The 20,228-nt window shown below is 64.3% G+C and carries 11 protein-coding genes; 6 read left to right on the top strand and 5 right to left on the bottom strand.

Annotation, left to right across the window (positions count from 1 at the left end):
- Positions 1–15: 15 nt before the first annotated feature.
- From ACNH6H_RS22405 to ACNH6H_RS22390, 4 genes are all read left to right on the top strand, one after another.
- A complete protein-coding gene (locus tag ACNH6H_RS22405; RefSeq protein ID WP_418320496.1) occupies positions 16–480 on the top strand; it encodes a tripartite tricarboxylate transporter TctB family protein in 465 nt (154 codons plus the stop codon).
- A gap of 16 nt (positions 481–496) precedes the next feature.
- Positions 497–2,002 carry a tripartite tricarboxylate transporter permease gene (locus ACNH6H_RS22400; protein WP_418320495.1) on the top strand — a complete coding sequence of 502 codons (1,506 nt, stop codon included), beginning with the start codon at positions 497–499 and terminating at the stop codon, positions 2,000–2,002.
- 283 nt (positions 2,003–2,285) lie between these two features.
- Positions 2,286–2,822, top strand: coding sequence for a hypothetical protein (locus ACNH6H_RS22395; RefSeq protein WP_418320494.1), 537 nt, complete (start codon positions 2,286–2,288; stop codon positions 2,820–2,822).
- Positions 2,823–2,824: 2 nt separating this feature from the next.
- Positions 2,825–12,361 (top strand): calcium-binding protein, encoded by a 9,537-nt coding sequence (locus ACNH6H_RS22390; RefSeq protein WP_418320493.1) that lies wholly within the window; start codon positions 2,825–2,827, stop codon positions 12,359–12,361.
- Positions 12,362–12,378: 17 nt separating this feature from the next.
- Here the strand turns inward: ACNH6H_RS22390 and ACNH6H_RS22385 are convergent, their stop codons facing one another.
- The 4 genes from ACNH6H_RS22385 to ACNH6H_RS22370 all read right to left on the bottom strand — a co-directional run bounded on the left by ACNH6H_RS22385 (position 12,379) and on the right by ACNH6H_RS22370 (position 17,132).
- Positions 12,379–13,338, bottom strand: a complete 960-nt coding sequence (locus ACNH6H_RS22385) for an NAD(P)H-dependent flavin oxidoreductase (RefSeq protein ID WP_418320492.1) — start codon at positions 13,336–13,338, stop codon at positions 12,379–12,381.
- Positions 13,339–13,442: 104 nt separating this feature from the next.
- The gene (locus ACNH6H_RS22380; RefSeq protein WP_418320491.1) at positions 13,443–15,236 is read right to left on the bottom strand and encodes an acyl-CoA dehydrogenase; all 1,794 of its coding nucleotides are present in this window, start codon (positions 15,234–15,236) and stop codon (positions 13,443–13,445) included.
- Between the two features lie 62 nt (positions 15,237–15,298).
- Positions 15,299–16,231, bottom strand: a complete 933-nt coding sequence (locus ACNH6H_RS22375) for an electron transfer flavoprotein subunit alpha/FixB family protein (RefSeq protein ID WP_418320490.1) — start codon at positions 16,229–16,231, stop codon at positions 15,299–15,301.
- Positions 16,232–16,382: 151 nt separating this feature from the next.
- Entirely contained in the window at positions 16,383–17,132 is a 750-nt protein-coding gene (locus ACNH6H_RS22370; RefSeq protein WP_418320489.1) for an electron transfer flavoprotein subunit beta/FixA family protein, read from the bottom strand.
- Positions 17,133–17,321: 189 nt separating this feature from the next.
- On the opposite strand from ACNH6H_RS22370, the gene murI reads away from it, so the two are divergent.
- Positions 17,322–18,173 (top strand): glutamate racemase, encoded by an 852-nt coding sequence (gene murI / locus ACNH6H_RS22365; RefSeq protein WP_418320488.1) that lies wholly within the window; start codon positions 17,322–17,324, stop codon positions 18,171–18,173.
- A gap of 33 nt (positions 18,174–18,206) precedes the next feature.
- Here murI and ACNH6H_RS22360 read toward each other — a convergent pair whose 3' ends face one another.
- Positions 18,207–19,145 (bottom strand): LysR family transcriptional regulator, encoded by a 939-nt coding sequence (locus ACNH6H_RS22360; protein ID WP_418320487.1) that lies wholly within the window; start codon positions 19,143–19,145, stop codon positions 18,207–18,209.
- 106 nt (positions 19,146–19,251) lie between these two features.
- Here ACNH6H_RS22360 and ACNH6H_RS22355 point away from each other — a divergent pair, with 106 nt between their 5' ends.
- Positions 19,252–20,226 carry a Bug family tripartite tricarboxylate transporter substrate binding protein gene (locus tag ACNH6H_RS22355; RefSeq protein WP_418320486.1) on the top strand — a complete coding sequence of 325 codons (975 nt, stop codon included), beginning with the start codon at positions 19,252–19,254 and terminating at the stop codon, positions 20,224–20,226.
- Positions 20,227–20,228 lie beyond the last annotated feature (2 nt).

The raw sequence follows: 20,228 nt of genomic DNA, 5'->3' as shown, positions 1-20,228 counted from the left end.
TCACGCAAGCATCCCATGCAACGCACCGACCGCTGGCTCGGGGTGGCGCTGATCGTGCTGGCCGCCGCGGTCTTGTGGTCGGCGCGCTCCTTTCCGAAGGTCCCTGGCCAGGATCTCGGCGCCGCCTTCCTGCCGATGCTGATCGGCGCCGGCTTGCTGGCCTGCGGCGTCGTTCTTCTCGTGCGCAGCTTGCGCGGGCTGGCGTATTCGGATGAGCCGGCGCGCAAGCCGCCCGGCACCGAGCATTTCGGCAGCTTCTTTGTCATCGTCGCTGCGGTGGTGTTCTACATCGCTCTGGCCGATTGGCTCGGCTTCCTGATCGTCGCGCCCTTGTGCCTGCTGGCAGTCTTCAAGGCGATGCGGGTCAGCACCGGGCAGGCGGTGTTGTGGGCGATCGGCGGCACGCTGCTGGTGCACGTCGGCTTCTACAAGCTGCTGCGAGTGCCGCTGCCCTGGGGCCTGCTGCGCCCGTTCTACTGAGCCGCCGCCCGCAACGATGGACGCCGTCGTCACCGCTTTCGGGCTCGTCTTCCAGCCCTACGTGCTGCTGGTCATCGTGCTCGCGGCCTGCTACGGGCTTTTTGTCGGCGCGATTCCCGGCCTGACCGCGACGATGGCCACCGCGCTGCTGGTGCCGGTGACCTTCTTCATGGATCCGATCCCGGCGGTTGCGGCGATCGTCACCGCCACCGCAATGGCGATCTTCTCCGGCGACATACCGAGCGCGCTGCTGCGCATGCCCGGCACACCGGCCAGCGCGGCATATGCCGACGAAGCCTATCTGATGACGCGCAGCGGCCGCCCGGAAATGGCGCTCGGCGCCGGCCTGGTGTTTTCGGTACTCGGTGGCATCTTCGGCGTGATCGTGCTCAGCTTCGGCGCGCCGGCGCTGGCCGAGATCGCGCTGCAGTTCAGCTCGTTCGAATATTTCTGGCTGGTGATGCTCGGCTTCACCTGCGCAATCTTCATCGCCGGCAGCGACCCGCTGAAGGGGACCGTTTCGCTGCTGCTCGGCCTGCTGATCTCCTGCATTGGCCTCGACAACCCGGCCGGTGCACCACGGTATACCTTCGGCAATGCCGAGCTGATGGGCGGCATCTCGCTGATCCCGCTGATGATCGGCATGTTCGCGATCTCCGAAGTGCTGCGCTTCGCGGTGACGGTGGCGAAGCCGAAGATGGCGATCGAGCGCCCGTTCGGCAGCGTCTTTGCGGGCATGTGGGCGCTGGTCCGGAAATACCCGACGCAGCTGTTTCGCGGCTCGGCACTGGGAACGGTGGTCGGCGCGCTGCCGGGCGCCGGCGCCGACATCGCGTCATGGATGTCGTATGCGATCTCGAAGCGTTTCTCGAAGGAGCCGGAAAAATTCGGCACCGGTCATGTCGAAGGCATCGTCGAATCGGGTGCAGCGAACAATTCGTCGCTGGCCGGCGCCTGGATTCCGGCGCTGGTCTTCGGCATCCCCGGCGACTCGATCACCGCGATCGCGATCGGTGTGCTGTACCTGAAGGGCATGAACCCGGGGCCGATGCTGTTCGTCAACAACCCGCAGAACATCTATGCGGTATTCATCGTCTTCCTGCTGGCGCAGCTCCTGATGCTGCCGCTCGGCTGGATGGCGATCAAGGCGGCCAAGCAGGTGCTGCGCATCCCGGCCGGCAAGCTGATGCCGCTGATCCTGCTGTTCTGCATCGTCGGCAGTTTCGCGATCAACAACACCGCGTTCGGCATCATCGTGATGCTGGTCGCCGGCGTCGCCGCCTTCTTCATGGAGCGCTGGGGCTTTCCGGTGGCGCCGACGATCCTCGGCGTTGTTCTCGGCACGATGCTCGAGCAGCACTTCTTCAGCAGCCTGGTCAAGGCCGACGGCAACCTGCTGGTATTTTTCGAGCGCCCGATCGCTGGCGCGCTCGGCGCGGTGACGCTGCTGATCTGGTTCTGGCCGTTGATCGTGCGCGGGTGGCGCACGACCCGGCGCACGGCTTCCGCATCCGGAGCCTGACTCCGTTCCATCGTCGGCAGGGCGGTGCCTCGACCGATGTCCGAACAGATACAACGCGGCGCTGGTCTGCCATCGATCGCAAGCAGCTCGCGCAGCGTGCGGCTTTTGCTGTGGCCACACGAATCATCTGCAAGGCATGACGGCAACCCTGCTCTTCGTCGACCATCTCGCTAACGCTGAACGACCGCCCCCCTCTTCAACGGCAGCCGTCTCCCCCGCACGAGGGGATTTCAAGCCCGGTCGCAAGCCTAGACTGGTTTCCATTCGCTAGGAGCTTTCTGCAATGACGCGGCTTCGCATGTTCAGCGTGATTCTCGCAGTGCTGGTAATCGGCATCGCAGCTCTGATCGCCTACGGCGCCTATCTCGAGCGCCGGGTCGAATACTGGAATAACAGGATCGACGAGTTATGCGCCGAAGACGGCGGCAAAAACGTCGGGTTGAGAGTGTACGAACGGGTGATGGCGCCGGAGAGTTATATCAGGCCGGCGAGTGGCGCGATGCCGGCGGACATTCGGGTGCCTTGGAGATTGCCCAGCAAAACAGCCAAACCAAACGAACCCATTGTCGAAGAGGCAGTTGACCTCGGAGTAATTAGGCACAACGACCCTAGGGTCGTTAAGTATTCATTCCGGATTACCCGCGTCGCAGACGAAAAGGTGCTCGGGGAGGAGATTCGCTATTTGCGTACAGGTGGCGGGATACCGATGCCCGATCCATCCGAGGTTCACGACTGCCCCGATATTCCTTTAAGCCGAATCGGCACCAGAGCCATTTACAGCCAAGTCTTCATTAATCATCCACTAAATAGGTCGGAGTGATCATGAGTACATATCAGCTTCAAGATGCGTCCGAGATCGCCTTGGCAGCTTATGGCAGATTCATTGCCTCAGGTGTGCCCAGCACCGACCAGTTGACCAAATTAAACGGTGATCCTGCCGGCTTCGCATCAACGCAAGCGATCCGGTTCTCAAGTCGATTTGATATCGGCCTCCCGACCTATGAAGATGATTCATCTAGTTTCGGGAGTGGCATGACCAGTTTCGATGCTACCCTCTTTATTGGACGAGATGGTTCCACAGCAACAAACAACAATAATCAGATCTTTCTGGCCCTCCGCGGCACCCAGCAAAAAACCGGCAATCCCAACGATTTGCAGGACTCCAGCTCCATTGGTACGCAAGGTGCGGCAATTGAACAGATTGTCGCGATGTACAACTGGTTCACCAGAATTTCTGGTGCACCAGGAGCACCAGCCCGACAATTCAAGTTGGTCACGGTGGCGATTGGCACGACGGCCCCCGACGGACATGTCTACGTTTCCGGCCCACTGGAGAGCCCGCTTGTCATCGCGCCCGCGCAAGATGTCCAGGCCACCGGGGAGCTCTACCCCCTCCTGCAGCAGGACCCGGATCGCAAGCTCACCGTGGCCGGCTCCTCCCTCGGCGGTCACTTGGCGATGGCATTCGCTGCGTTGTTCCCCTCGGTGACGGCGCAGGCCTATGCCTTCAACTCGCCGGGCTTTGCCGAGACGTACGCGGTGAACGTCGTGCTAGGCGCGCTCGGCGCGACGCGTCCGGTCGGCACACTGCAGCCATCCGACAACCCCGGATCGATCATCACCAACGTGCGGTCCAGCGAGAGCAACCGGCCGCCAAACATGGGCTTCGACCTGATCGCCGGATATCACGGCTTTCCCGGCCATGGCGTGACGGTACCGATCGAGAATCAGCTCGGCTTCGACGTCACCGATGCGAAGATCCAGTCCTGGAACCACGACCAGCGACAGGTCACGGACTCGCTCGCGCTGCACCAGTTGCTGGCCCGGCTCGACCCGACGTTCACGCTCGAGAAGATGGGCACGTTGATCCGGGCTGCGGCGTCGGGCGAAAACCGCTCGTTCGAGAACGTGCTCGACTCGCTGGAACGGGTGCTCGGCATCAACGGCGAGCAGATGCCGGCCGGCAACGACCATCGCAACGCATTGCACGAGGCAATCGCCCAGCTCGAAGCCAACAGCTCGTTCAAGGCACTGGCCGGCAAGGTCGAGATCAGGCCCTCGGGGGTTGGCCTCGCGGACGAGGCGCGTACGAGCTTCAGTGCCTTCCTCAGTCTTTGCATGCTGTCCCCACTGACCCTGGTCGCGCAGGCCGGCCAGGAAAGTGCACTCGAGGCCACGCTTGCCAACATCAACAGCGCCATCCACAGCGCCTGGCTCGCTGACAGGACCATGAACGCTGCCGAGCGCGCCGCAGGAGGCGCGACGTTCACCGACGAGTGGTTGCGTGACCGTAGCGAGACGTTGGGCGTCCTCCTGGTCCGCAACCAGCACAACTTCCAGAACCCACTGCTTCCCACCACCGACCGACGATTCGCGAAGACGGTCATCTACGAGGACGGGGCAAGCGGCGATTTGATCCGCATGGGCATCGCCACAGATGCCTACCGTCAACGAATCCTGTTCGCCGGCGAAGGCAACGATGTGCGCAGTGGAAGTGCCCTGGCAGACCGACTGTACGGTGGTGTCGGCAACGACAGCTTGTCCGGCCTGGCAGGCAACGACCACCTGGAAGGCAACGACGGTGACGATGTGCTCGACGGTGGCGCCGGCAACGACCGCCTGCTCGGCGGGAGCGGAAGCGACCAGTTGTCCGGCGGCGAGGGCGCCGACACCCTCTACGGCGGCAGTGGAAATGACGATCTCGACGGTGGCGCGGGCAACGATCAGCTGTACGGCGGCGAGGGTTTCGATACCTATAAATTCCATCTCGGCTGGGGGCACGACGTCATCGACGATAGCAATGGCTCCGGCAGGATCTGGATTCACGACCTCGGTTTCGTGACCGGCGACGGCGCGGCCAAGGTGGTCGACAAGGTCTGGCAGACGGCCAACCGGCAGGTCAATTACACCGTGGTCGACGCAGATCCCGCGCGCAAGGACTTGTACATCTCATTCGCCGATCGACCCGACGTCATCACGATCCGAAATTGGAGCGAGTCACGCAGCCTCGGCATCACCCTGGGCCCAGCGGCACCGCCGCCGCCACCGCCACCGGCCAATTCCTATGCCGGCGATTTCGCGAAGAAGGTCATCGGATCGACCTATGCAATTCTCGGTGGCAACTATGTCAGCGACGGAGCGCAGCCGAACGCCCACGATGTGATCACCGGCAGCGCGAACGCCGACCGGCTGCAGGGTTTTGGCGGCAACGACGCATTGGCCGGCATGGCAGGTGACGACCTGATCGACGGTGGCGACGGTGACGATCTGCTGTTTGGCGGCCTTGGCCGAGACACCCTGAACGGCGGCGCGGGACGCGACGTGATCCATGGCTCAGGCATCGGCATTCTCAACTACCTGCCCGGGCCAGGGTCGCCACCACCGGTGGCGACGGGGCCGGAGTTCACACGCGGTTTTTCCTGGGTGACCTTCGACAGCGGCATTGATGGCAACGGTGTCGACACGCATCGGCTGCTTGGCGCCGACGCGCGATGGTTGGCCGGCGACTTCGGCAAGTTGATCGACGGCGGCAGTGGCGACGACTGGATCCATGCCGGCTCCGGCGGCGACACGGTCTATGGCGGTAGTGACAATGACCACATCTTCGGCCTGGGCGGCGCAGACATCCTGTTCGGTGATGCAGGCAACGACGTCATCTCCGGCGACGGAACGGCGATGCCCGGCTATCTCGGCACGGTGGCCGGCGTGTTGCACGGCGACGATCTGATCGATGGCGGCACCGGCAATGATTCCCTGTTCGGAGACGGTGGCTCGGACCGTCTGTACGGTGGCAGCGGCGACGACCGCCTGTGGGGCGACCGCAGTGACTTGCGGCACACGCCGGCGGAGTTCCACGGCGACGACTTTCTCGACGGTGGCGATGGCGCCGACGAGCTGATCGGCGGCGGACGAAACGATACGCTGCTCGGCGGCAACGGAAATGATTCGCTGTTCGGCGACGCTACTCCTTCCCAGTTGCCAGGCAGTTTCCACGGTGACGACCTTCTCGACGGCGGAGCCGGCAACGACTACCTCGAAGGCGGTGGTGGCCACGACACGCTGCTCGGCGGCGATGGCAACGACATGTTGTGGGGCGACACCGCCATCGAGGCCTTGGGCGGCGGCGAAGGCGGAGCCGACTGGCTCGATGGCGGCGCAGGCATCGACACCCTGGTCGGCGGCGCCGGCGCCGACACCGTGTACGGCGGAGACGGGCACGATGTCTTGCATGGCGACGGCGACCACGTCGCTGCGGCGGAGCAATCGGATGATGTGCTCGATGGCGGCAATGGCGATGACATCCTGTACGGAGACGGCGGAGCGGACCTGCTGCTCGGCGGTGCCGGCAACGACCTGCTGGTTGGCGGCGATGGCGACGACACACTGATCGGTGGGGCCGGAACCGACATGATGCAGGGCGGACCCGGCGACGATACGTATTACATCGGAGTCGGCGACAGCCCGCTGGATGCCAACGGCCATGCCGAGGCGATCGACGACAACCTCGGCAGCAACCAGATCATCCTTGAAGGCATTCGGCCGGAAGCCGTTGCCGTGATGGCCCAGCCGAACGGCGACCTCCAGATCAGCGCATCGGCCATGCAGGGCCTGATCATCGTCAACGGCGTTGCCGGCAGCAGCAACCAGTTCCATTTCGGCGACCGGACGATCCTCGCTGCATACCAGTTGATCGGAGACTGGTCGCCGACCGCCGCCGTTGCCACCGACAGCCAAGGCCGCGAGCATGCGCTCGGCGGGCGCAACAGCGACCTGCTGCAAACGAGCAGCGCCTACGCGACGATGTCTGGCGGGCGCGGCAACGATACCCTGATCGGCATCGGTGGCAACAACACCTACCGCTATGAATCCGGCGGCGGTGCTGACCTGATCATTGACCGCAGCGCGAAGCTCAAGCCCGACGGCAGCCCGGCGGCCAATCGGATCAGCTTCGGTCGGGACATCGCGTTGACGGACCTGCGCCTGTTCAACGCCCCAGGTACCGGGCAGTTTCGCATCCAGGTTGGACCCTCGTCCGCCGATGCGATCACGCTGGGCGAATTCGATCCAAGCCGGACCGTCGGCATGGTACCGATCGACCATTTCTCGTTCGCCGACGCCAGCGAGGTGACATTCGAACAGCTCGTCGCGCTGGGATTCGACGGCACTCCAGGCAACGACGAGATGGTTGGCACCGCATTTGCCGATCGCCTGAACGGCGGCGCGGGCAACGACACCTTGTCGGGCGGTGCCGGCGGCGACACCTATTGGTGGGGGCTGGGCTATGGCAACGATTTGATCGTCGACGGCGACGCGACAGCCACCACGATCGATACCGTGCAACTCAGCGGAGGGTTGACGCCGTCGGCACTGGGCTACTACCGCGCCGCCGATGACCTCGTGATACGCCTGCGCGCCACCAACGAGCAACTTACCGTGGCAGGCCATTTCTCAGGCACCGGCATCGAGCGCCTGGTTTTCGCCGACGGCACAGTCTGGACCCCGACCGAGATCGCAGTGCACCTGTCGAATGAACTGACGTCCGGCAACGACGTATTCGTCGGTACCAGTGGCGATGATCTGATCGATGCCGGCGATGGTGACGACTTTGTCAACGGCGTGGCCGGCAACGACTCCATCTTTGGCGGAGCGGGCAACGACTCCTTGTTCGGCCAATGGGGCAGTGACACCCTGGCTGGCGGTACCGGCAACGACTCGATGGACGGCGGCACTGACAACGACCTTCTCGACGGCGGCGACGGCAACGACACGCTTTCAGGCGGCTCCGGCAACGATACCCTCGATGGCGGACTGGGGATCGACATGCTGTACGGCGACGGCGGTGACGACCTGCTGATCGACGGTGAAACGATGGTGGGCGGCAGCGGCAACGATACCTATCGCCTGCGCAACTGGCAGGCAGCGGTGATCACCGAAGCGTCCTCGGCGCCTTCAGATATCGACAGGCTGCAGTTGCCGGTGCCATCGAGTTCCGTGGTGATCGAATTCGGCTACAACACCTCGACCCGCTATGTCGATGACCTCGCATTGCGCACCCAGGGTTCGTTCGTGCCGGTGACGATCGTCAGGTTCTTCGAGGCTCCTGGAGGCAATGGCACCGTCGAATTGTTCGAATTCGCCGATGGCGCCGTCTGGACGGCAGCCGATCTGATTGCGCGGACTTCGGCCAACAGCACCACCGAAGGTGACGATGTGGTGGGCGGCTTCCGCTGGAATGACGTCATCGATGCCAAAGGCGGCAACGACCACGTCAGCGGCATGCTTGGCAACGACAGCATCCTCGGCGGCGCCGGCAACGACACGCTGTACGGCAACGGCGGCAACGACACGCTTGAAGGCGGCTCGGGGGACGACCGGCTCGTCGGCGACGAAGGCTACTTCCGCAGCGATGATGGCAACGACAGTCTCGATGGCGGCACCGGCAACGATTCGCTGTATGGCGGCGGAGGCAACGACACGTTGCGGGGTGGGCCAGGCAGCGATCATCTCCATGGCGAGGCGGGCGACGACACCTACGTACTCGATCTGACGAGTGGCCACGACCACATCACGGACACTGGAGGTGTTGACCGCGTGGTGCTGGGCGCCGGCATCACACCGGCGGACATCGGCCTGTTCCGCGACGGTGCCGACCTGATGTTGACAATCCGCCAGACCGTCAGCCAGGCTCGAATCGTCGGCCAGTTCGTCGGCACTGCGACCGCGATCGAGCGGATCGAGTTTGTCGACGGCACGGCCTGGGACGCGGCGGCGATCGCTGCCCGCACCATCAGCGGCGCGGTCAATACGATGGTCGGCACCAGCGGCAACGACAATTTCGTCGTCGATAACGCGGCCGATACGGTTTCAGAAGGCTTCAACCAGGGTATCGACACGATCACCAGTTCGGTCAGCTACACGTTGCCGGCGAATGTTGAGAAACTCGTGCTGAGCGGCCATGCCAGCATCAACGGCACTGGAAACGAACTGAGCAATGTGCTGACCGGCAACGCCGGCAACAACGTGCTCAACGGGCACAAGGGGTCCGATACATTGATCGGCGGCGCCGGCGATGACACTTACTACATCGACGACTACGATGGTGCCGACTTCGTTATCGAATCCGCCAACCAGGGCATCGATACCGTCATCTCGGCGACGGACTATGTACTGCCGGACCATGTCGAGAATCTGACCGGCACCGGCTATTGGTTCGGAGAAATGGTCTTGACCGGCAACGCGCTCGACAACGTGATCATTTCGAACAGCCGGTTTTTCTACAACAGGCTGGATGGCAAGGCCGGCGCCGATACGATGATCTGCCTGACGCCGCAGACGCTGTTCTTTGTCGACAACCCAGGCGACGTGTTAGTCGGCAAGGAAGCCAATTTATCGAGCAGCATCAACTGGACACTCGAAGCCGGCTGGAACGACCTGATGCTGCTTCCTGGCGCTGCGCGGGGAATCGGCAACGCAGGCAACAACCTGCTGATCGGCAACGGGCGCAACGATCGGCTCGAGGGCCTGGCCGGCAACGATACCTTCTACGCCACATCGGGCACCTGGTCGAAGTTCAATATCGCCTACGACAGCCGAGGAGTCGATACGTTGGTCGGCGGCACCGGTGACGATCTGTATTTCATCGAGTTCAGCGAGACGACTCGCGACGTCGTGATCGAACTGCCGGGCGAGGGCAATGACACGGTGGACATCAGCGGGCCGGCCAGAATCTTCGATAGCACGGACTTTCCCAATGTGGAATCGCTTCGGCTCAATGCCTCGAGCGGAGCCTCGGGCCTGCGCGGCGATGCTGGCGCAAACCGGCTGATTGGCAACACCTCCGACAACCTGCTTGACGGCGGTGCCGGCGACGACGAACTCGAGGATGGCCCGTTTGCCCCCTATTACATCGATGCCGACACGCTGCTCGGTGGCGCGGGCAACGACCGGTTGATGTCGCGCGGCGGCGCCGACTGGCTCGATGGCGGACCGGGCAACGATCATTACGACCTGCTGTGGAGCAGCCACGCCACCATCGCCCTGGGCGCCGGCTTTGGCGCCGATACGGTCCAGGCTTTGGGGCCTTCCAGCACCCGCAGACTGCTGCTCGACAGCAGCATTCCGATTTCAGATATCCGGTTCAGCAGGAACGGCAGCCATATCAAGTTGCAGATCGCCGGCCGCAACGACGCATTGACCTGGAACGACTTCTTCGTCGATGCAAGCTCCAGCCAACACAGCGGCACGTTCGGACTCCTCGAGTCCGCGGAAGGCCTGCGCATGAGCAGCAACCAGATTGTCGCCAGACTGAATGCGGGCAACGCCAATGCGAGTACCGCGGGTGACGACGTTCTGATCGGCTCAGCCGGTTTTGACATCCTCGCTGGCGGTGCGGGCAACGATCTGATTGCCGGCGGTGAGGGGGACGACGACCTGACCGGCGGCACAGGACACGACACGCTTCATGGCGGAAAAGGCAGCGACCGTTTCCGATTTGCGCGCGGCGACGGCTCGGACATCATCGTCGACGACGATGGCACTGCCGACGCGATCGTTTTCTCCGCTGGCATATCACCAACCGATGTCACCGGCAGCAAGGCGCTCAATCCATGGAGCGGCATCGAAGACAGCCTGCTGCTGAAGGTGGCAGGCAGCAGCACCGACGAGTTGCTGATCGTTGGCCAATTGGGCGGATCGAAGATCGAATCGGTTCATTTCGCGGATGGCAGCGTGTGGAATACGGCGATGCTCGATGGCCTGGCAAGCAATATCTACGGCACGGCGGGCAATGACTATCTGGTCGGCGATTCCACCGACAACCGCATCCATGGGCTCGCCGGCGACGATACGATTTTCGGCGGCTCCGGCAACGACTCGATCGACGGAGGTCCGGGCAATGACGAGATGCGAGGCAACGCAGGCGACGATACCTATTACGTCGACACGGCAGCGGACCGCGTGCTCGAGGATCCAAGCCAAGGTATCGATTCGGTTTTCAGCAGCGTCAGCTTCACGCTTGGCGACAACGTCGAGCACCTGACCCTCAGTGGCAATGCGCCGGTCAATGGCACCGGCAACAGCCTGGCCAACCGGCTGACCGGCAATGCGGCCAATAACATACTCAACGGTGGCCTCGGCGCAGACACGATGGCCGGCGGCGCCGGCAACGACAGCTACATCGTCGACAACATCGGAGACCAGATCATCGAGTTGCAGGGGGAAGGCATCGATGCCGTGGTCAGTACGATCAGCTATACCTTGCCGGCACAGGTGGAGAACCTCAGCCTGTCGGGAACTTCCTCGCTCAATGCCACCGGCAATGAACTGGACAACCTGCTGGTCGGCAACAGCGGCAACAACCGGCTGGTCGGCGGCGCTGGCAACGATACGCTGGACGGCAGCGCTGGCAACGATACGATGCTCGGCGGACCGGGCGACGATAGCTATGTCGTCAACGCCAGCGGCGACGTCATCACCGAACTGGCGAACGAAGGCATCGACACCGTTCAGTCGAACATCACCTGGACGCTGGGCAGCCACATCGAGCACCTGACCTTGACCGGCAGCAACAAGATCAACGGCACCGGCAACGCGCTCGACAACCGCCTGATCGGCAACAGCGCGAACAACGTGCTGACCGGCGGAGCAGGCAACGATACGCTCGACGGGGGCCTCGGCAACGACACGATGCGAGGAGGTGCCGGCGATGACACTTATCATGTCAACGCGAGTGGCGACAGCATCGTCGAAAACGCCAATGAAGGCACCGATACCGTGATCTCTGCGGCCAACTGGACGCTCGGGAACAACCTTGAAAACCTGACGCTGGGTGGGTCCGCCCCACTCAACGGAACCGGCAATTCGCTGAACAACGTCATCATCGGCAATGCCGGCGCCAACATCCTGACCGGCAATGGCGGTGCAGATACGCTCGACGGCGGCGCGGGAAACGACACCCTGATCGGTGGCAGCGGCGGCGACACCTACCTGTTCGGCCGCGGCTACGGCGTCGACACCGTTCAGGAGAACGATTCGACCAGCGGTGTCAAAGACATGGTGATCTTGCAGGGTACGCTGACCCAGGCCGACATGCGCTTTTCACGAACCGGTAACAACCTTGAAATGGCGATTGCCGGAACCGCCGACAGAATGATTTTCCAGAACTGGTACTTGGGCAACCAGTATCACATCGAGGAGTTCCGCTTCAGCGATGGCAGCGTACTGCTCGATTCGCAAGCCCAGGCGCTGGTCGGCGCAATGGCGGGCTTCGGTGCGGCGTCTGCAATGACCAATGGCACCACCACGTTGCAGCCAAGGATGTCGATCGGCACCACCGATCTGGCGCCGCAGGCCATGTTCTGAGAAATGGGAAGCTGCTGTCAGGCAAGCCCGAGCCGCTGCCGTGCCTGCAGATACTCGCGCTGCAAACGTTCGATCAGCACCCGGGCCGGCACGATCTGCTTGATCGCGCCGACGCCTTGGCCGCTGCCCCAGATTTCCTTCCAGGCTTTCGGTTTGCTGCTGCCGCCGGCAAAACTCATCGCGCTCGAATCGCTTTCCGGCAGTGCGTCCGGGTCGAGGCCGGCATTGCGCACCGAGCCCTTCAGGTAGTTGCCGAGCACGCCGGTGAAGAGGTTGCTGTAGACGATGTCGTCGGAGCTGCTGTCGACGATCATCTGCTTGTAGGCATCGGCGGCACGGGCCTCGTCGGTGGCGATGAAGGCGGATCCGATGTAAGCGAAGTCGGCGCCCATCGCCTGCGCCGCGAGCACCGCGCCGCCGTTGGCAATCGATCCGCTCAACGCGACCGGGCCGTCGAACCATTCGCGGATTTCCTGCACCAGTGCAAACGGGCTTTTCACGCCGGCATGGCCGCCGGCGCCGGCAGCGACCGCGATCAGGCCGTCGGCGCCCTTCTCGATCGCCTTCTTCGCAAAGAAGTTGTTGATGATGTCGTGCAGCACGATGCCGCCCCAGCCGTGCACCGCGTCGTTGACGTCGGTGCGCGCACCGAGCGAGGTGATGACGATCGGTACCTTGTATTTGGCGCACACCGCCATGTCTTGTTCGAGCCGGTCATTGCTCTTGTGCACGATCTGGTTGATCGCAAACGGCGCCGCCGGCCGATCGGGATGGGCACGGTCATGGGCGGCCAGCGTCTCGGTGATCTCGGCCAGCCATTCGTCGAGCTGCTCGGCCGGCCGGGCATTGAGGGCCGGCATCGCGCCGACGACGCCCGCCTTGCATTGCTCGATCACCAGTTTCGGATTGCTGATGATGAACAGCGGCGAGCCGATGATCGGCAGCGGCAGGTTTTGCAGAACGGGGGGCAGGGACACGAACTCTCTCCAGTAACGGTCGGTTGGTCGATCGACAAGCGGCCCTCGCCGGCGCCGCCTTGCAGTCACCGGTCAGGTTGTGCCTGCAGCTCGCGGCGGCAAGGTCAATAGGCCTCGAGCGCCAGTGCGGTGACGCTGTTCGCACCTTCGACGATCGCGTCGCGCGTTGCTGGCGCCTTGCTCAGCAGGTGATCGGCATAGAAGCGGGAGGTCGCAACCTTCGCCCGCAAAAATTCGGCGTCGCCCTGTCCTTGTTCGAGTTGCTGCTCGGCGACCAGCAACGCGCGCGCCATCTGCCATCCAGCCACCAGGTTGCCGGCCAGCATCAGGTAGGGCACCGAGCCGGCAAATGCCGCATTCGGATCGGCCTTGCTCTGCGCGGCGATGAAATCGACGACGTCGACAAAGGCCTGCCGCGCTGCCGAAAGGCGCTTCAGCATTGCGCGCGCGGCATCGCTGTCACGCTTGCCGAGTTCGGCCTCTGTTTTCTCGATCTGGCTGGCAATCGCCTTCGCAACGGTTCCGCCATCACGCGCGGTCTTGCGGCCGACCAGGTCATTCGCCTGGATCGCGGTCGTCCCTTCGTAGATCGTCAGGATGCGCGCATCTCGGTAATGCTGCGCCGCGCCGGTCTCCTCGATGAAGCCCATGCCGCCATGCACCTGCACGCCGAGGCTGGCCACCTCGATGCTCATCTCGGTGCTGTAGCCCTTGACCAGTGGCACCATGAATTCGTAGAAGGTCTGGTTGCGCTTGCGCACCTCGGCATCCGGATGGCGGTGTGCGGCATCGAAGGCGGCTGCAGCGGCGATCGCCATTGCCCGGCAGCCTTCTGTATAGGCTCGCATCGTCATCAGCATCCGGCGCACATCGGGATGGTGGATGATCGTCGCGCTGCCGGCGACGGAGCCATCGACCGGGCGCGACTGCACACGATCGCGCGCATAGGCCACCGCCTGCTGGTAGGCCCGCTCGGCCACTGCGATGCCTTGCATGCCGACTGCGTAGCGGGCCGCATTCATCATGATGAACATGTATTCGAGGCCGCGGTTCTCCTCGCCGATCAGCTGGCCGACCGCACCGCCGGCATCGCCGAACTGCAGCACCGCGGTCGGACTGGCCTTGATGCCGAGCTTGTGTTCGATCGAGACACATTGCACATCGTTGCGCTCGCCAATCGAACCATCGGCGTTGACAAGGAATTTCGGCACGATGAACAGGCTGATGCCCTTGACGCCTTCCGGCGCGCCAGTGACGCGGGCCAGCACCAGATGGACGATGTTCTCGGCCATGTCGTGCTCACCATAGGTGATGAAGATCTTCGTGCCGTAGAGCTTGTAGCTGCCGTCGGGCTGCGGCTCGGCGCGCGTGCGCACCAGCGCAAGGTCGGAGCCGGCCTGCGGCTCGGTCAGATTCATCGTGCCGGTCCACGCGCCGGAGATCATCTTCGGGATGTAGATCTGCTGCTGCTCAGGCGTGCCGGCCGTCAGCAGCGCCTCGATCGCACCATCGGTCAGCAGCGGGCACAGCGCAAAACTCAGATTCGCGCTGTTCAGCATCTCGATGCAGGCGGCGCCGATGGTTTTCGGCAGGCCCTGGCCGCCGAATTCGACCGGATGCTGCAGGCCCTGCCAGCCGGCTTCGCCGAACTGCTTGAACGCATCCTTGAAGCCGGGCGTCGTCGTGACGACACCGTCCTTCCAGCTCGACGGGTTTTCGTCACCGGCGCGATTCAGCGGCGCGATCACTTCCTCGTTGAACTTCGCACACTCGTCGAGCACCGCCTGCGCGGTCTCCATGTTGGCGTCCTCGAAACCCGGCATCGCCGCAACCTCGTCGAGGCCGGCCAGCTCCTGCATGCAGAACAACATGTCCTTGACGGGGGCGCGATAACTCATCACTGTCTCCTGGGCAAGCGGTCAGCCGGCCGGGCACGGGGCCTGCCGGCCGAGGATCAAACTCAAAGGCTCTTCACGAGTTCGGGCACTGCATTGAACAGGTCGGCCTCGAGCCCGTAGTCGGCAACGCTGAAGATCGGCGCCTCGGCATCCTTGTTGATCGCGACGATCACCTTGCTGTCCTTCATGCCGGCCAGGTGCTGGATCGCGCCGGAAATTCCGCAGGCGATGTACAGCTCCGGCGCGACGATCTTGCCGGTCTGCCCGACCTGCCAGTCGTTCGGTGCATAACCGGCGTCGACCGCGGCGCGGCTCGCGCCGAGCGCGGCACCGAGCTTGTCGGCCAGCGGCGTCAGCACCTCGTCGAACTTCTCGCTGCTGCCCATTGCGCGGCCGCCGGAGACGATGATCTTCGCGGCGGTCAGTTCTGGCCGGTCGCTTTTCGCGATCTCGGCGCCGACGAAACTCGACAGCCCCGAGTCGCCGGCCGCATCGACCTGCTCGACGCTGGCCGAGCCGCCGCTGGCCGCAGCGGCATCGAAGCCGGTCGTGCGCACCGTGATCACCTTGATCGGATCGATGCTCTGCACCGTCGCGATCGCATTGCCGGCATAGATCGGCCGGTCGAAGGTGTCTTCCGATTCGACCCGGATGATGTCGGATACCTGCCCGACGTCGAGCAGTGCGGCAACCCTGGGCGCGACATTCTTGCCGGCGGCGGTCGCCGGAAACAGGATGTGCGTGTAGTTCTTCGCAACTGCCATCACCTGCGCGGCGACGTTTTCGGCCAGGCCGTGCGCCAGCTGCTCGCCGTCGGCATGCAGCACCTTGGTTACGCCGGCGATCTGCGCAGCGGCCTTCGCGGCCTCGCCGGCATTCGAGCCGGCGACCAGCACATGCACTTCCTTGCCGCACTCGACGGCGGCGGTGACGGTGTTCAGCGTCGATCCCTTGATCGACTGGTTGTCGTGTTCGGCTACTACGAGAGCGGTCATGTCGGTATCTCCTGCGCACTTGGCGCGTGCATTCTTCGAATCAGCCTGCTCCCTCTCCCGCCCGGCGGGAGAGGGTTGGGGTGAGGGTCTGCGCGAACCGCCGAACCCTCATCCCCCGCCTTCTCCCGCCAGCGGGAGAAGGGGCCAGAAATCAGATCACCTTGGCTTCGTTCTTCAACTTGTCGACCAGCGTCGCGACATCGGGCACCTTGATGCCGGCGCTGCGCTTCGGCGGCTCGCTGACCTTCAGCGTCTTCAGGTGGCTCTTGATGTCGACTCCAAGATCGGCCGGCTTGATGTTCTCGAGCGGCTTCTTCTTCGCCTTCATGATGTTCGGCAGCGTCACATAACGCGGCTCGTTCAGCCGCAGGTCGGTGGTCACGACCGCCGGCAGCTTGATCTTCACGGTCTCCAGCCCGCCGTCGATCTCGCGGGTGACGCTGGCATGGCCGTCGGCGACCTCGATCTTCGATGCAAACGTTGCCTGCGGCAGCCCGGCCAGCGCAGCGAGCATCTGGCCGGTCTGGTTGGCGTCGTCGTCGATCGCCTGCTTGCCGAGGATCACCAGCTCGGGCTTTTCCTTGTCGACCAGCGCCTTAAGCAATTTGGCCACCGCCAGCGGCTGCAATTCCTCACTGGTCTCGACCAGGATCGCGCGGTCGGCGCCGATCGCCATCGCGGTGCGCAGCGTCTCCTGGCATTGCGTGACGCCGCACGACACCGCAATCACTTCAGTGGCAACGCCCTTCTCGCGCAGCCGCACCGCCTCCTCGATCGCGATCTCGTCGAACGGGTTCATGCTCATCTTGACGTTGGCGATGTCGACACCGCTGCCATCGCTCTTGACGCGGACCTTGACGTTGTAGTCGACGACCCGCTTGACGGGGACCAGCACTTTCATGGAATGCTCCTGTTGCAATGGTGACCGGGTATCGCTTCATTCTACGAGCCCCTCCATCGATGGCGGCCGCGATGGCGCGGACCGGCACCAGAAAAAGCACGACCGTTCTATTTTGCACCATCCGCCCGGCACGCCCGAGCGCGGCCCGGCCCGCACGACAATCCCGGCTTCGCCAGCCTCGACCCGACGATGTTTCCGCCAAACCAAGCCGTTGCCCTCGTGAAGCCATCGACGATCGGCATCTTCGACTCCGGGCTTGGCGGGCTGTCGGTACTGCGCGCGATCCGCCAGGCGCTGCCGGGCCTCGCGACGAGTTATCTCGCCGACTCGGCGCATGCGCCCTACGGCGAACGCAGCGACAACCATGTCCGCGAGCGGACGCTGCGGATTGCCCAGGTCCTGGTCGACGATGGCGCACGCCTGCTCGTCGTCGCCTGCAACACCGCCACCGCAGCAGCGGTCGGCTCGCTCCGGGAGCGCTGGCCGGAGCTGGCGATCGTCGGCGTCGAGCCCGGGATCAAGCCCGCACTGCGCGAAAGCACCTCGGGACGGATCGGCGTGATGGCGACCGAAGGCACGTTGCGCAGCGAACGCTTCCAGTCGCTGATGCAGCGCGAGCTGGCCGCCGCCGAGCGGCTGCTGGAGCGGCCGATCCGGGTTCATCTGCAGCCCTGCCCCGGGCTCGCGGCCGCGATCGAAACCGCCGACCTGCAGGACGGCGGCCTGCGCAGCCTGGTCGACCGGTTCTGCGAGCCGCTGCGCCGTGCCGAGGTCGATACCGTCGTGCTCGGCTGCACCCATTACCCGTTTGTTGCGCCGCTGATCCAGGCCGCGCTCGGCCCGCAGGTCAGGCTGGTCGATACCGCCGACGCGGTTGCCCGGCAGGCCGCGGTACGCTGGGTCGCCACAGCGCAAGGCCCGGCATGCGCGATGGCAGCGGCGGCGGTGACCTACCGCACCAGCGGCGATCCGAAGCGCCTGCACCGCGCCGTCAGCGAGTGGCTGGGCGAGGCGGAACCATCGATCGGCGCGTTCAGCTGAGCCGGCCACGCCGGTCCGGCCGGATCGACGAACTCACCCCCCCTCCCGATGCAGCAGTTCCAGAAACCGCGCCGCCGGTTCGCTGAGCGGGCGGTCGCGGGGCACCAGGCTGCCATAGGCTTCCAGCGTGTGGCGGAAGCGGAATGGCAGCACGCGCAGCATGCCGTGCTCGGCATGGGTTTTCGCAACCGCCATCGGGATCACACCGAGCATCGTCGAGCGGCGCACCAGGTTGATCGTCGTCAGGATCGAGCCGGTCTCGATCAGGCCATTCGGCAGGTCCGCATGGTGGTGGCGGAATTCGCGTTCGATCAATTCACGCATCGGGCTGCCATGCGGCTGCAGGATCCACGAATAGGCAAGCAGCGCAGCAAGATCGAGCTTGCGACGGCCCGCCAGCGGATGGCCTTCACCGCAGATCACCGCGAGCTCCTCGTCGTCGATCGCGCGGAAGCTGCACTCGACGCCGGGCACCGGCACCCGCCGGCCGACCACCAGTTCGACGACGCCTTCGCGCAGCTGCACCAGCAGCCGGTCACTGGTATCGACGGCGATTTCCATCGCCAGCATCGGGTATTCCTCCTTCAGCTGGAGCAGCGCGCGCGTCAGCCGGCCCGGTGACGCGGCCATGATGCTGCCGATCGCCAGCTTGCCGGCCGCACCATGGCGCAGCGCCTCGAGGTCCTGGTTCAGCGCCTCCATGCTGCCGCGGATGCTGCGGAAAAACGCCGTCACGCGCTGACCCACCGCATTCGGCTGCAGGCCACGGCCGACGCGGTCGAACAGCCGCTGGCCGAGCACGGTCTCGAGTTCGCCGAGCATCTTGGTCGCCGCCGGCTGGGTCAGCCCGAGCCGTTCGGCGGCGCCACTCAAGGTGCCGAGCTCGTCGATTGCGAGCAGCAGCGTCACCTGGCGCATGCGCAGCCGGTTCATCAGTTGCGGGGTCGTGTGCTGGCGGTCGATCGAACCCATGACTGATTACCTGCGGCTATGAATCGATAAAGATCTTTCAGTTTACGGGAATGAATGCGCGACCTAGCATCCGCTCCACCCTACAACCCGAAACGGGAGACAAGCGATGCACAGACGAACCCTTCTTGCAGCGGCGGCGACAGCCTCGTTGCTGACGTTCCACGGCGGCAGCTTCGCGCAGGCCAGCGACTGGCCGACGCGGCCGTTGCGCATGCTGGTCGGCTCCTCGCCGGGCGGCGGCACCGACGCGATGGCGCGTGCGGTCGCCGACCGGCTCGGCCCGGCGCTGAAGACGACGGTGGTGGTCGAGAACAAGCCCGGCGCATCGAATACCCTGGCGGCCGACGCAACCGCGAAGTCGACCGACGGCCACACGATGGTGATGGGCGTCTCGACAGCGCATGCGATCGCCCCGCATCTGCTGAAGCTCGGCTACGACAACGACCGCGACCTGGTGCCGGTGATCTTCGTCGGCTCGGTGCCGAACGTCCTGGTCGTCAACAACAGCCTCGGCGTCAACAGCGTCGCAGAACTCGTCGACCTGGCGAGGAAGTCGCCGGGCAAGCTGAACTACGCGTCGAGCGGCAACGGCAGCACGCAGCACATCGCCGCCGAGTTGTTCAAGGAGGCGACCGGCAGCTTCATCACGCACATCCCGTACAAGGGCAGCGGCCCGGCGCTGGTCGACCTGATGTCGGGCCAGGTGCAGATGAGCTTCGACACGCTGGCCTCGGTACTGCCGCACATCCAGAGCGGCAAGGTCAAGGCGCTGGCCGTGACCAGCGCGCGCCGCAATCCCGCGCTGCCGAACGTGCCGACGCTGGCCGAAGCCGGCGTCAACGGCGTCGAGATGGGCGCCTGGTACGGCGTCTACATGCCGGCATCGACGCCGAAGGCGGTGCAGGACCGCGTGCACGACGAAGTCAGCAAGGTGATGGCGATGCCGGAAACGCGCAAGCGGCTCGAAATGATCGGCGGTGAATCGGTGCCGATGGCGCAGGCCCAGTTCGTCGCCTTCCACGGCGCCGAGAACAAGCGTTATGCCGAGCTGATCCAGCGCCGCGGCATCAAGGTCGACTGACG

The sequence above is a fragment of the Pseudideonella sakaiensis genome, from assembly GCF_048320135.1.
In the GTDB taxonomy this organism is placed as follows: Bacteria; Pseudomonadota; Gammaproteobacteria; order Burkholderiales; family Burkholderiaceae_C; genus Ideonella_A; species Ideonella_A sakaiensis_A.
Note: the sequence above shows the minus strand (reverse complement) of the source record. Positions and strands in the feature narration are given on the sequence as shown.